We start from the raw sequence: 12,643 nt of genomic DNA on the forward strand, positions 1-12,643 counted from the left end.
CCGCGCCGGGGTCTCGCCAGGCCTGGCTCAGTCCCGGGAGCGGCACCATATGTGAATATTGTACAATACGTAAGTATGGTTGCTGGAAAGCCATTTCCTGGTGAGGAAATCGCGGCGGCGCGCGTTGCGGGTGCGCTCCTCGGTCTGAGTTCTGAAGGTCGGGTTGTGCTAAGCCGGGCGCACCACGCGGCCTACGGTTACGCCAGTGACGTCGTTGGATCCGCACACGTACTGATGGGGTTGGTTGCCGACCCCGCAAATGCGGTCAGCTCGGCACTTCACGAACGTGCGGTAACCGTCGAGACGATTCAACAGCAGTTCGAGCAGATCACCGGCGCTCGCTGGCGGGAGTCGCCCCGCTACGTCCACCTGACCTTCAGCTCACATGCCAAGGCGGTGCTCGTCGATGCTGCCGACCTTGCCCGGGATGCCCGATCCCCGGTGACCGGCCTCGATCACCTGTGGCTGGCGGTAAGCCGGGCCGAGGGCGCGATCGCGCGCCGCATTTTGGCCGAGCTTGGTCATCTGAGTTACATCCAACAGTTGTGTGCGGCAATTCTTCCGCCGGAAGTCAACTAGTGGACTGCTCGCCCACATGATCGCCGATGGCCTTCATGATGGCCTCGCCGGCGCGGCCGAACAGGTCGTCGCGCTTGCGTTGCGCCCAATCATGTGACGCCTCGGTGGAACGCAACTGGCCCTTGAAGTGCGGCATGACTTTACGGGCGAACAACTCATAGGAATGGTAGGTGGCCTGCGGGTCGGCCCAGTCGTGGCCGAGCATCAGGAAGGTGCCGAAGCCACCCGAGCGCTCCAACAGGTCACTGATATAGGCGATCGCATCGTCGGGGGTTCCGATACAGCAGCCACCGCCGGCGGCGTAATCGGCGACGAACTGGCGCGGGGACTGTTCGGCCGCCTCGACCTCGTTGGACAGCGGGACGAAGCCGGCGGCGCCGAAGTAGTTCGCAAAATCCTGAAGCCCATAGGTGCAGTCGTCGATGGCCTGATCGCGGGTGTCGGCCAGGTGCATGATGCCCAGCACCCGCCAGGTGGCGCGGTCGGGCTCCGGCCGACCGGATTTGGCGGCCTGGTCCACCACGATTCCCCAGGCGTCCTCCAACGCCGCGAAACCGCCGGGCACCGACATCGACAACGACAGAAGCGAGGTGCCCAGCTGGCCGGCCAGTCGTGGCCCGGAAGGGGAAACCATTGCTGCGGTTGATATTTCGGGATATGGCCAGGTGTAGGGCCGGATGTGCAGCGCCGCATCGCGCAGGGTGAACCAATCGGACTGTCGGTCGACACGCTCGTCGGGTCCAGCGCGGAACAACGCCAGGATGGCATCCAACGACTCCTGCATCATCCGCCGCTGCTCGACCGGATCGATGCCCATCATGTAGGCATCCGACGGCAGCGCGCCGGGTCCGGTGCCGAACATGACCCGGCCGCGGGTCAGGTGGTCGAGCAACACCCAGCGGTCGGCCACCATCAACGGGTGGTGGTAGGGCAACGACACCACCCCGGTGCCCAGTCGGATGTGTTTGGTGCGTTCGGCGGCCGCGGCGATGAACACCTCCGGGCAGGCGATCAGCTCATATCCACCGGAGTGGTGCTCGCCGAACCATGCCTCGTCGAAGCCGAGCCGATCCAGTGCGACGGTCCGCTCGAGGTCGTATTCCAGTGCGACGGTGGGGGATTGGCCGACCGGGTGAAACGGCGTGATGAACACTCCGAAGTTCAGCGGCCTGTTCGTCATGACGACTCCACTTCGGTCAAGAATTCCAGCAAGATCCGGTTCACGTCGTCGGGGCGCTCCTGCTGCAACCAGTGCCCGGCGCCCTCGATCCACTTCTCGGTGTAGGGACCGGCGACCACCTCGCGGGCGCGTGCCGGGTTCATCGTCGGCCCGATCGGGTCGGCTGTACCGCCGACGAACAGCGCGGGTACCCCGATGCGGGCGTCGGCCAGCGCCGGTGTGGACTCCCAGTTACGGTCGTAGTTCCGGTACCAGTTCAGCGCTCCGGTGAATCCGGTTCTGCTGAACTCGGTCACGTAGTGCTCGAACTCCTCGTCGCTGAGCCAGCCCGGTGGTGCATCCGGTCCGGTCAGGTTGTTGAACGTCCCGCGCATGGTGGTGGCCACGTCGGCGGCCATCTCGGCGTCGGCCTTGCCCGGCTCCTGGAAGCGCAGCATGTAGAAGTCGTCGCCGAACTTCTCCCGCCACCGCAGGGTGGGGCGGGTCCGCGCCCGGGGAATCGGCGGGACGCTCAGGCCCGCAACCGCGCGGACCCGGTCGGCGTGCAGCAGCGCGGTGTACCAGACCACCATGGCGCCCCAATCGTGGCCGATGAACACGGCTCGGCCGGCGCCTCCGCCAATTTCCGAGTCGAGCAGCCCGACCAGGTCGCCGGTGAGGGCATGGATGTCGTAAGCCTCGACCGCGTCCGGAGCCGACGATCCGCCGTAGCCGCGCTGGTCAGGAGCAAGCACGTGGTAGCCGGCCTGGGCCAGCGCCGGGATTTGGTGTCGCCAGGAGTAAGCCAGCTCGGGGAAGCCGTGCGCCAGAATCACTACGGGTGCGCCCCGATCGCCGGCTTCGGTGACCCGCAGCCGAACTCCGTCACCGTCAACTAACTGTTCGGTTGGAGCGAGCACCGTGCCAGCCAAGCACAGCTTCGATCTACCCGGAAGGGCCGATTCGGCGCACAGCGAACACCGACTAGCGGAGGGTGGAAACCCTGGGGGCACTTGCCGACGTTGGTCAAGCGGTAGCCTGAACTATCCCAGCTGCGCATATCGGAAGGACCGGGCCGCACAGGCCGATGCTTGATGAACCGCAAAAACGTGATCCGCACACTCACGGTAATCGCCGTCGTGCTGCTGCTCGGCTGGTCATTCTTCTATTTCAGTGACGACACCAGGGGTTTCAAACCCGTCGACACCTCGGTTGCGATGACGCAGATCAACAGTGACAACGTCAAGAGCGCGCAGATCGACGACCGCGAACAGCAGCTGCGTCTCGAACTCAAGAACGGTAACGGCGACACCGAAAACTCGAACAAGGTCATCACCAAGTACCCGACCGGGTACGCGGTCGACCTGTTCAACGCGCTGAGCGCCAAGAACGTCAAGACCAACACCACCGTCAACCAGGGCAGCATCCTGGGTTCGCTACTGGTCTACATGCTGCCGCTGCTGCTCCTGGTCGGCTTGTTCGTGCTGTTCTCCCGCATGCAGACCGGTGGCCGGATGGGCTTCGGGTTCGGCAAGTCCAAGGCCAAGCAGCTCGGCAAAGACATGCCCAAGACCACCTTCGCCGACGTCGCAGGTGTCGATGAGGCTGTCGAGGAGCTCTACGAGATCAAGGACTTCTTGCAGAACCCGTCGCGTTATCAAGCGTTGGGCGCCAAGATTCCCAAGGGCGTGCTGCTCTACGGCCCGCCCGGTACCGGCAAGACGCTGCTGGCCCGCGCCGTGGCTGGTGAGGCTGGGGTTCCGTTCTTCACGATTTCTGGTTCGGACTTCGTCGAGATGTTCGTCGGTGTCGGCGCCTCGCGGGTGCGCGACATGTTCGAGCAGGCCAAGCAGAACAGCCCGTGCATCATCTTCGTCGACGAGATCGACGCCGTCGGCCGTCAGCGCGGCGCCGGGATGGGCGGCGGCCACGACGAACGCGAGCAGACCCTCAACCAGTTGCTCGTGGAGATGGACGGCTTCGGCGACCGGCAGGGCGTGATCCTGATCGCGGCGACCAACCGCCCCGACATCCTCGATCCCGCGCTGCTGCGCCCCGGACGTTTCGACCGCCAGATCCCGGTGTCCAGCCCGGACCTGGCCGGCCGCAAGGCTGTGCTGCGGGTGCACTCGCAGGGCAAGCCGATGGCTCCCGATGCCGACCTTGATGGCCTGGCCAAGCGCACCGTCGGCATGTCCGGCGCCGACCTGGCCAACGTCATCAACGAAGCCGCGCTGCTCACCGCGCGCGAGAACGGCACCATCATCACCGCTGCCGCGCTTGAGGAAGCCGTCGACCGGGTGATCGGTGGGCCGCGCCGCAAGGGTCGCGTCATCAGTGAGCTGGAAAAGAAGATCACTGCCTACCACGAGGGTGGTCACACCCTGGCGGCGTGGGCGATGCCCGACATCGAGCCGATCTACAAGGTGACGATCCTGGCCCGCGGGCGCACCGGCGGCCACGCCGTGTCGGTGCCCGAGGACGACAAGGGCCTGATGACGCGCTCGGAGATGATCGCCCGGCTGGTGTTCGCGATGGGTGGCCGCGCCGCCGAGGAGTTGGTGTTCCGCGAGCCGACCACCGGTGCGGTGTCCGATATCGATCAGGCCACCAAGATCGCCCGCGCGATGGTCACCGAGTACGGCATGAGCGCCAAGCTGGGCGCCGTCAAGTACGGCACCGAACACGGTGATCCGTTCCTGGGCCGCACGATGGGCACCCAGTCCGATTACTCCCACGAGGTCGCCCGCGACATCGACGACGAGGTCCGCAAGCTCATCGAGGCCGCCCACACCGAGGCGTGGACAATTCTCACCGAGTACCGCGACGTGCTGGACACGCTGGCCGGTGAGCTGCTGGAGAAGGAAACACTGCACCGCAAGGAGCTGGAAGCCATCTTCGGTGACGTGAAGAAGCGGCCCCGCCTGACGGTGTTCGACGACTTCGGTGGGCGCATCCCGTCCGACAAACCGCCGATCAAGACGCCCGGCGAACTGGCCATCGAACGCGGTGAGCCGTGGCCCAAGCCGATGCCCGAGCCGGCCTTCAAGAAGGCGATCGCCCAGGCCAGCGCCGCGGCACAGGCCCAGCAGACCAGCAGTGGCAACGGCGGAAACGGTAACGGCGCGCGCAGCGGCCCGCAGCCCCCCGCCCAGCCCGGCTCGACTCAGCCCGACTACGGGGCACCGGCCGGTTGGCACGCCCCCGGCTGGCCGCCCGGGGGACCGCCGCCGCAGGGCGGCTATTGGTACCCGCCGCCGCAGGGGTGGGCACCGCCGGGTCCGCAACAGGGCCAGCCATATCCGCCGTATCAGCCGCAGCCTGCCCCGCGCCACGCCGGTCCTAATGGGCCTCAACAGGATCCGGGCGACGACGGTGGTCGGTCGAAAGCACCGGACAACGGTTAAATGACGGACGGAGCTTCGATGCCGCAGCCGAATTCGGTCACAGTGGACAGCCCGGTGTTCGATCAGCCGCGGGCCGAGGCGGCCGTTCGAGAATTGCTGTTGGCGGTCGGCGAGGATCCCGATCGGCCCGGTCTGGTGGATACCCCGGCCCGCGTTGCGCGGGCGTTCCAGGAGATCTTCGCCGGCCTATACACCGACCCAGATGCGGTGCTGGAGACCACGTTCGACGAGCAGCACGACGAACTGGTGCTGGTCAAGCAGATCCCGATGTACTCGACCTGCGAACACCACCTGGTGGCCTTCCACGGAATGGCGCACGTCGGCTACATCCCCGGTAAGGACGGACGCATCACCGGTCTGTCGAAGCTGGCCAGGGTGGTCGACCTGTACGCCAAGCGCCCGCAGGTGCAGGAGCGGCTGACCGGGCAGATCGCCGATGCGATCATGCGCAAGCTCAACCCCCGCGGGGTCATCGTTGTCATCGAGGCCGAGCATCTGTGCATGGCGATGCGCGGCGTGCGCAAGGCGGGGGCCATCACCACGACTTCGGCGGTGCGTGGACAGTTCAAGACCGACAAGGCATCCCGAGCCGAGGCGCTGGATCTCATCCTGCGTAAATGACGCATTCACACAGGCCGCGCACGCTGGTGATGGGGGTTGTCAACGTCACCGACGACTCTTTCTCCGACGGTGGACGCTATCTCGATCCGACCCGCGCCGTGGAGCAGGGGCTGGCCCTGGCTGCCCAGGGTGCCGCCATCGTCGACGTCGGCGGTGAATCCACCCGGCCGGGTGCGGTACGTATCGACGCCGCCGTGGAAGCCGCCCGCGTCGTCCCTGTCATCAAAGAGCTTGCCACTCAAGGTATTACCGTGAGCATTGACACCATGCACGCGGCAGTGGCGGCCGCCGCCCTCGACAGCGGCGCGAGCATCGTCAACGACGTGTCGGGCGGCAGGGCTGATCCGGCCATGGCCCCGCTGGTGGCCGAGGCCAAGGTGCCGTGGGTGTTGATGCACTGGCGTTCGGTGCGCGCCGATCATCCCCACGAGGCGCCGGTCTATGGGGACGTCGTTGCCGAGGTGCGCGACGAACTACTCGCCGGTGTCGAGGCGGCCGTCGCCGCCGGGGTCGACCACGAGAACCTGATCATCGATCCGGGACTGGGATTCGCTAAGACCGCGCAACACAATTGGGCCCTGTTGCGCGCGCTTCCCGAGTTTGTCGCCACCGGCATTCCGGTGCTCGTCGGGGCCAGCCGCAAGAGGTTCCTCGGTGCGCTGCTCGCCGAAGCCGATGGGACCATTCGGCCACCGGACGGACGCGAGACCGCCACCGCGGTGATCTCGGCCTTGGCCGGGCAGGGCGGGGTGTGGGGTGTCCGCGTGCACGACGTGCGCGCCAGTGCGGACGCGCTGAAAGTGGTACGGGCATGGGAGGACGCGGATGGCTGATCGCATCGAACTGCGTGGTCTCACCGTCCGCGGCAATCACGGCGTGTTCGATCACGAGCGCCGTGACGGGCAGGACTTCGTCATCGACATCACCGTGTGGATCGATCTGGCCGCGGCTGCCGCCAGCGACGACCTCGGCGACACCTACGACTACGGCACGCTCGCCCAGCGGGCCGCCGCGATCGTCGGCGGGCCGGCGCGCAATCTGATCGAGACGGTCGCCGCGGAGATAGCCGAGGACGTGATGACCGACCAGCGAGTGCACGCGGTCGAAGTGGTCGTGCACAAACCTGACGCGCCAATCCCATTGTCGTTCAAAGATGTTGCGGTCGTCGCGCGCCGATCTCGGCGTGGGGGACGGGGCCAGATCGTGCCGCTCGGAGGTGGCCTATGACGCGGGTGGTGCTGTCCATCGGCTCCAACCTCGGCGACCGGATGGCGCGGCTGCAGGCCGCCGTCGACGGACTCGGTGTCTCGGTGCGCGCACTTTCACCGGTCTACGAGACCGACGCCTGGGGTGGTGTGGAGCAGGGAGCGTTCCTCAACGCGATCGTGATCGCCGACGACCCCGGTGCCGACGAACACGAATGGTTGCGGCGCGCACAGGCGCTGGAAGATGCGAACGAACGCGTCCGCGAGGAGAAGTGGGGACCGCGCACCCTCGATGTCGATCTCGTCGCCTGTTACGACACGTCTCCGGCTGGCGGCGTCGAGGTGTTCTCCCGCGACGAGGGCTTGACGCTGCCGCATCCGCTGGCCCATCTGCGGGCCTTCGTGATGGTGCCGTGGCTGGCCGTCGACCCGGACGCCGAACTCACCGTCGCCGGTGAATCCCAGCGCGTCGACCGCCTGCTGACCGAGCTCGAGCCAGTCGACCGGGACGGTGTCCGCTTGACCGGCCTGGTGCTGGGGTTGGGCCACCACGCCCCAACCGACCCAGAACCCGAGGCCTGATGGGGCCGACACGCAAACGCGATCTCACCGCCGCTGTCGTCGGCGTCGCGATCCTGACTTGGCTACTGATGCGGGTCCTCTACCGCTACTTCCCGCCGATCACGCTCTGGACCGGGTTGTCGTTGCTGGCCGTCGCCGCGATCGAGGCCGGCTGGGCGGTGTCGGTGCGAGCCAAGATCGGTGACGGGCAGATCGGTGTCGGTGTCGGCCGGCTGCACCCGTTGACCGTGGCGCGCAGCGTGGTGGTGGCCAAGGCTTCGGCGTGGGTCGGGGCGCTGATGCTGGGCTGGTGGAGCGGCGTGCTGGTCTACCTGTTGTTCCGCCGTAGCGAGCAGGTGGCCGCCAGCTTCATCCCGGGTGCTGCGATAGCGGCCTTGAGCGCCTTGGCTCTGGTCGTGGCGGCGGTCTGGCTGCAGCATTGCTGCAAGTCGCCCGGCGACCCGACCGACGACCCCGACGCTGCCCCGGAGTAGTCCCACAGAGCTCTCTGGGGGTCCCTGGGGGCGAATCGCCGCAGCTCGACGACACGCGGGAGGACATCGCGCGGGTACAGTCACCCCATGACCGTTCTGTCCCGCGGCGCCAGGAATCGGCGCGGCGGCCGCAGGCCGGGTTGGCTGCTCTTGACGGTGTTGCTAGTCCTAGCCATTGCGGCCAGTTCCGCGTTGGTCTTCACCAACCGCGCCGAGCTGCTCAAGCTGGCGGTCATTCTGTCGTTGTGGGCGGCCGTGATCGCGGCGTTCGTATCGGTCATCTACCGCAGGCAAAGCGATCTCGACGCCGCCCGGGCGCGCGACCTGAAACTGGTCTACGACCTGCAGCTTGACCGCGAGATCTCGGCGCGCCGCGAATACGAGCTGAGCGTCGAGTCGCATCTGCGCCGTGAGCTGGCCTCCGAGCTGCGCGCGCAGGCTGCCGATGAGGTCGCAGCCTTGCGCTCGGAGTTGGCCGCACTGCGGGCCAACCTGGAGATCCTGTTCGATGCCGACCTGGGCGACCGGCCCGCACTCGAGGGCGATCGGGGCGGGGACTGGACCCGTGACACGACGACCATGCCGCCGGTGCCCGGGCGTGTCGAGAGCAGCCGCATCACACCGGTGCGCCCCGAGGACACCGGCAGCCGCCCTGTGACCGCGGAGAGCCCGATCATCGACGTTCCCGAAGAACCGCTGGTCCCGCCGTCGCCGTATGCCCCGCCGCCGCCCTCGCCGCGTCGTCGTCGCCGGGCTGAGCCCGCGCCCGAGCCCGAGCCCACGCTGGGGGGATCGCATCGCCGGCCGTCGGAGAACGGTGAACAGCCTGATCAACGGCCATCTGCGCCGCCCCCGCCTGAGCCCCCGGGGCCGGAACCACAATCCGATGTCGCGGCTGCGGCCGCGGCCTTGGCGGCAGAAAAACCTCCCGCCCGCGAGGCACCGGAATGGCGGCCGGTGAATGCCGACGGCCGATGGTTGCCGCCGGGCGCGCCCGACAGCAATTGGGTGGCGAACTCCGCCAGCGGCATCGTCGTCCCGTCGGCTGCTGCCGGCACGCCGGCCGCCGAGCCGCGCGGCAGGCACTGGACCCCGCCGGAAGAAGCCGCACCGGCCGCCGGACCGCAGTCTGAACCCGTCGGCCCGCGGGCCCGCCATTCGGTCGGCGGTTCCAGTTACGGCCAGCCGGACACGGAGGTGCCACAGCCACCCGCGCGGCACCGCGGTGCGCCCGAGGAAGAGCCGCCGCGGAGAAGGGCCCGCGACGGCGAGCAGATTGGTGGCCCGTCGGTCGCCGACCTGCTGGCCCGGCTGCAGGCGAACGGCACACAGGATGGTGGCGGCCGCCGGCGGCGCGAAGATTGACCTCCGGCGCAGGAGGAGCAAGACAGTCAAGTGGGCCAGGTTAGAGTTGTGAAGACCGTCCGGTACCCGCCACAGGACCGGAACGAACACACTCATTGACGTCAGCGAGGTCGTCTACGTGGGGACCCCCAGCGGCTTGCGCCCGGCTCGGCTCAAGGTCGGCATCGTCTCAGCCGGACGCGTCGGTACCGCACTCGGCGTGGCACTGGAACGTGCCGAGCATGTGGTGGTCGCGTGCAGCGCGATCTCGGCGACATCGCGCGGGCTCGCCGAGCGGCGACTTCCCGACACCGAGATCCTGCCGGTCCCAGACGTCGCCGACCGGGCCGAGCTACTGCTGCTCACCGTGCCGGACTCCGAACTGCCCGGGTTGATCAACGGCCTGGCCACGACCGGGGCGGTGCGCCGCGGAACCATTGTCGTGCACACCTCGGGCGCGAACGGAGTGGCGATCCTGGCTCCATTGGCCGAGCAGGGCTGTGTCCCGCTGGCCATTCACCCCGCGATGACGTTCACCGGTGCAGACGAGGACATAGCGCGGCTGTCCGACAGTTGCTTCGGCGTCACCGCGGCCGACGAGATCGGCTACGCCATCGCCCAGTCGCTGGTGCTGGAGATCGGCGGTGAGCCGTTCGGCGTCCGGGAAGACGCGCGAACGCTTTACCACGCGGCCTTGGCGCACGCGAGCAACCACATCGTCACAGTGCTGGCTGACGCACTGGCAGCACTTCGCTCTTCCCTGTCCGGGCAGGAGTTGCTCGGACAGGAACTCGTCGTCGATGCCCCCGGTGGACTGGCGGAACGGATCGTTGGACCGTTGGCCCGCGCCGCGCTGGAGAACACTCTGCAGCGCGGCCAGGCGGCATTGACCGGACCGGTGGCGCGCGGCGACGCCGCCGCTGTCGCGAGTCATCTCGCCGCCCTTGACAAGGTGGATTCTGAACTGGCGCAAGCATATTGCGCGAACTCGCTGCGCACCGCCCAGCGTGCGCACGCTCCGGAGGAGGTTGTTGAGGTGTTGGCCGAATGGTCAGGGCAAGGACGGCGGCGGTGAAGGCCGGCCCACAGTTCACCGCCGGGCAGCTCAACGTGTACCCGTCGCCGACGGCCGTATCCGACGTCACTCGCGCGCTGCGACACACCGGACGGCGGGTGATGCTGGTGCCGACCATGGGTGCGCTGCACGACGGTCATCTGGCGCTGGTTCGTTCCGCCAAGCGAGTGCCCGGCGCGGTTGTCGTGGTGTCGATCTTCGTCAACCCCTTGCAGTTTGGGCCCAGCGAAGACCTCGACGCCTATCCGCGCACCCTGGACTCCGACCTCGAGCTGTTGCGCGCCGAAGGAGTCGAGGTGGTGTTCACGCCGAACGTATCGGCGATGTATCCGTTCGGCCCGCGGACCACGGTGCACCCAGGTCCGTTGGGCGTCCAACTCGAAGGTTCCTCGCGGCCAGGGCATTTCGCCGGCATGCTGACAGTCGTGTTGAAACTGCTGCAGATCGTGCGGCCGGATCGCGCGTTCTTCGGTGAGAAGGACTACCAGCAGCTGGCCTTGATCCGGCAGATGGTCGACGACCTCAACGTCGACGTCCGCATCGTCGGTGTGCCGATCGTGCGGGAGTCCGACGGTCTGGCCATGTCGTCGCGCAACCGCTACCTCACCGCCGATGAACGCGAGCAAGCCGGTGCGTTGTCGGCGGCGCTTCTGGCCGGGATGTACGCCGCCGCCGGAGGTGCTGACGCGGCGCTGGATGCGGCCCGAGCGGTCCTCGACGAGGTCCCCGCCTTCGAGCTCGACTACCTGGAAGTGCGTGGCCCGCAACTGGAACCCGCGCCCGCCTACGGTCCGGGCCGGCTGCTGGTCGCCGCCCGCCTCGGTACCACCAGGCTGCTGGACAACATCGCTGTCGACCTGTCGACCGACACCGCTCCGCACGGTGTCGGCAATGGTGAGCGCAACGAAATAACCTGGAGAAATTGATGTTTCGGACGATGTTGAAGTCCAAGATTCACCGCGCCACCGTCACGCACGCCGATCTGCACTACGTTGGATCTGTCACCGTCGACGCCGACTTGATGGACGCCGCCGACCTGCTCGAAGGTGAGCAGGTGACGATCGTCGACATCGACAACGGCGCGCGCCTCGAGACCTACGTAATCACCGGGCAGCGCGGCACTGGAGTGATCGGAATCAATGGTGCGGCAGCTCATCTGGTCCACCCGGGTGATCTGGTCATTCTGATCGCCTATGGCGTCATGGACGATGCGGAGGCGCGACCCTACCGGCCGCGGGTGGTGTTCGTCGACGCCGACAATCGGCAGATCGACATCGGTGACGACCCGGCATTCGTGCCCGATGACGTCACCGACCTGCTGTCGCCTCGGACGGTGGGATAGCCGTGCTGCTGGCCATCGACGTCCGCAACACCCACACCGTCGTCGGGTTGATCTCCGGCTCCGGTGATCATGCAAAAGTGACGCAGCAGTGGCGGATTCGCACCGAATCGGAAGTGACCGCCGACGAGTTGGCGCTCACCATAGAGGGTCTGATCGGCGACGACTCCGAGCGCCTTACCGGCGCGACCGGGTTGTCCACCGTCCCCTCGGTCATGCATGAGGTCCGAGTGATGCTCGACCAGTACTGGCCCAGCGTGCCGCATGTGCTCATCGAGCCCGGCGTGCGCACCGGGATCCCCCTGCTCGTCGACAATCCCAAGGAGGTCGGCGCCGACCGAATAGTGAACTGCTTGGCCGCCTACGGCAAGTTCAGGTCGGCCGCTATCGTGGTGGACTTCGGCTCGTCGATCTGCGTCGACGTCGTCTCGGCCAAGGGCGAATTCCTCGGCGGGGCAATCGCTCCCGGCGTCCAGGTGTCCTCGGACGCGGCGGCGGCGCGTTCGGCGGCCTTGCGCCGGGTCGAGCTCACCCGGCCGCGGTCGGTGGTCGGCAAGAACACCGTGGAGTGCATGCAGGCCGGGGCGCTGTTCGGATTCGCCGGGCTGGTGGACGGATTGGTGAACCGGATCCGGGAGGATGTCGACGGCTTCGCCGGCTCCGATGTCGCCGTGGTGGCCACCGGTCATTCCGCGCCGCTGATGCTGCCCGACCTGCGCGCCGTGCAGCACTACGACCAACACCTGACTCTGGATGGGCTACGGATGGTCTACGAACGCAACCGTGACAACCAGCGCCGGCCCCGGTGATTCTTTACGATTTCGGCGCGTTTTCGTTCGCCGACCGGCGGTCTGCGCGC

General features: G+C 67.4%; 14 protein-coding genes. 12 read left to right on the forward strand and 2 right to left on the reverse strand.

Annotated features, from left to right (window positions below; genetic code table 11):
• Window positions 1–165 precede the first annotated feature (165 nt).
• Window positions 166–579, forward strand: coding sequence for a Clp protease N-terminal domain-containing protein (locus tag G6N38_RS13540; RefSeq protein ID WP_163748094.1), 414 nt, complete (start codon window positions 166–168; stop codon window positions 577–579).
• On the opposite strand, the gene G6N38_RS13545 is transcribed toward G6N38_RS13540, so the two are convergent.
• Both G6N38_RS13545 and G6N38_RS13550 read right to left on the reverse strand, forming a co-directional pair.
• The gene (locus G6N38_RS13545) at window positions 572–1,759 is read right to left on the reverse strand and encodes an LLM class flavin-dependent oxidoreductase (protein WP_163748096.1); all 1,188 of its coding nucleotides are present in this window, start codon (window positions 1,757–1,759) and stop codon (window positions 572–574) included. The genes G6N38_RS13540 and G6N38_RS13545 overlap by 8 nt on opposite strands.
• A complete protein-coding gene (locus tag G6N38_RS13550; protein WP_163748097.1) occupies window positions 1,756–2,658 on the reverse strand; it encodes an alpha/beta fold hydrolase in 903 nt (300 codons plus the stop codon). The genes G6N38_RS13545 and G6N38_RS13550 overlap by 4 nt, the downstream gene beginning before the upstream one ends.
• A gap of 174 nt (window positions 2,659–2,832) precedes the next feature.
• On the opposite strand from G6N38_RS13550, the gene ftsH reads away from it, so the two are divergent.
• From ftsH to G6N38_RS13605, 11 genes are all read left to right on the forward strand, one after another.
• Entirely contained in the window at window positions 2,833–5,145 is a 2,313-nt protein-coding gene (ftsH, locus tag G6N38_RS13555) for an ATP-dependent zinc metalloprotease FtsH (protein ID WP_163748098.1), read from the forward strand.
• Between the two features lie 18 nt (window positions 5,146–5,163).
• Window positions 5,164–5,766, forward strand: coding sequence for a GTP cyclohydrolase I FolE (folE, locus tag G6N38_RS13560; RefSeq protein WP_163748100.1), 603 nt, complete (start codon window positions 5,164–5,166; stop codon window positions 5,764–5,766).
• Window positions 5,763–6,599, forward strand: coding sequence for a dihydropteroate synthase (folP, locus tag G6N38_RS13565; protein WP_179968522.1), 837 nt, complete (start codon window positions 5,763–5,765; stop codon window positions 6,597–6,599). The genes folE and folP overlap by 4 nt, the downstream gene beginning before the upstream one ends.
• A complete protein-coding gene (gene folB, locus G6N38_RS13570) occupies window positions 6,592–6,993 on the forward strand; it encodes a dihydroneopterin aldolase (RefSeq protein ID WP_163748102.1) in 402 nt (133 codons plus the stop codon). The genes folP and folB overlap by 8 nt, the downstream gene beginning before the upstream one ends.
• Window positions 6,990–7,553 carry a 2-amino-4-hydroxy-6-hydroxymethyldihydropteridine diphosphokinase gene (folK, locus tag G6N38_RS13575; RefSeq protein WP_163748122.1) on the forward strand — a complete coding sequence of 188 codons (564 nt, stop codon included), beginning with the start codon at window positions 6,990–6,992 and terminating at the stop codon, window positions 7,551–7,553. The genes folB and folK overlap by 4 nt, the downstream gene beginning before the upstream one ends.
• The gene (locus G6N38_RS13580; protein WP_163748125.1) at window positions 7,553–8,026 is read left to right on the forward strand and encodes a DUF3180 domain-containing protein; all 474 of its coding nucleotides are present in this window, start codon (window positions 7,553–7,555) and stop codon (window positions 8,024–8,026) included. Before folK ends, G6N38_RS13580 begins: the two co-directional genes overlap by 1 nt.
• A gap of 87 nt (window positions 8,027–8,113) precedes the next feature.
• Entirely contained in the window at window positions 8,114–9,391 is a 1,278-nt protein-coding gene (locus tag G6N38_RS13585) for a DUF6779 domain-containing protein (RefSeq protein ID WP_163748127.1), read from the forward strand.
• 118 nt (window positions 9,392–9,509) lie between these two features.
• A complete protein-coding gene (locus G6N38_RS13590; RefSeq protein WP_163748129.1) occupies window positions 9,510–10,445 on the forward strand; it encodes a Rossmann-like and DUF2520 domain-containing protein in 936 nt (311 codons plus the stop codon).
• Window positions 10,418–11,371 (forward strand): pantoate--beta-alanine ligase, encoded by a 954-nt coding sequence (panC, locus tag G6N38_RS13595; protein WP_163748132.1) that lies wholly within the window; start codon window positions 10,418–10,420, stop codon window positions 11,369–11,371. Before G6N38_RS13590 ends, panC begins: the two co-directional genes overlap by 28 nt.
• On the forward strand, window positions 11,371–11,787 hold the full coding sequence (gene panD / locus G6N38_RS13600) for an aspartate 1-decarboxylase (protein ID WP_163751999.1): 417 nt from the start codon (window positions 11,371–11,373) through the stop codon (window positions 11,785–11,787). Before panC ends, panD begins: the two co-directional genes overlap by 1 nt.
• Window positions 11,788–11,789: 2 nt before the next feature.
• Window positions 11,790–12,593 carry a type III pantothenate kinase gene (locus tag G6N38_RS13605; protein WP_163748136.1) on the forward strand — a complete coding sequence of 268 codons (804 nt, stop codon included), beginning with the start codon at window positions 11,790–11,792 and terminating at the stop codon, window positions 12,591–12,593.
• Window positions 12,594–12,643: the final 50 nt, after the last annotated feature.

Origin of the sequence: Mycolicibacterium helvum (assembly GCF_010731895.1) — a bacterium.
GTDB lineage: Bacteria > Actinomycetota > Actinomycetes > Mycobacteriales > Mycobacteriaceae > Mycobacterium > Mycobacterium helvum.

Coding starts and splice junctions, on each gene's coding strand:
- G6N38_RS13580 (WP_163748125.1), top strand. CDS start 7,553: ATGGGGCCGACACGCAAACGCGATCTCACCGCCGCTGTCGTCGGCGTC.
- folP (WP_179968522.1), top strand. CDS start 5,763: ATGACGCATTCACACAGGCCGCGCACGCTGGTGATGGGGGTTGTCAAC.
- panC (WP_163748132.1), top strand. CDS start 10,418: ATGGTCAGGGCAAGGACGGCGGCGGTGAAGGCCGGCCCACAGTTCACC.
- panD (WP_163751999.1), top strand. CDS start 11,371: ATGTTTCGGACGATGTTGAAGTCCAAGATTCACCGCGCCACCGTCACG.
- ftsH (WP_163748098.1), top strand. CDS start 2,833: ATGAACCGCAAAAACGTGATCCGCACACTCACGGTAATCGCCGTCGTG.
- G6N38_RS13545 (WP_163748096.1), bottom strand. CDS start 1,759: ATGACGAACAGGCCGCTGAACTTCGGAGTGTTCATCACGCCGTTTCAC.
- folK (WP_163748122.1), top strand. CDS start 6,990: ATGACGCGGGTGGTGCTGTCCATCGGCTCCAACCTCGGCGACCGGATG.
- G6N38_RS13585 (WP_163748127.1), top strand. CDS start 8,114: ATGACCGTTCTGTCCCGCGGCGCCAGGAATCGGCGCGGCGGCCGCAGG.
- folE (WP_163748100.1), top strand. CDS start 5,164: ATGCCGCAGCCGAATTCGGTCACAGTGGACAGCCCGGTGTTCGATCAG.
- folB (WP_163748102.1), top strand. CDS start 6,592: ATGGCTGATCGCATCGAACTGCGTGGTCTCACCGTCCGCGGCAATCAC.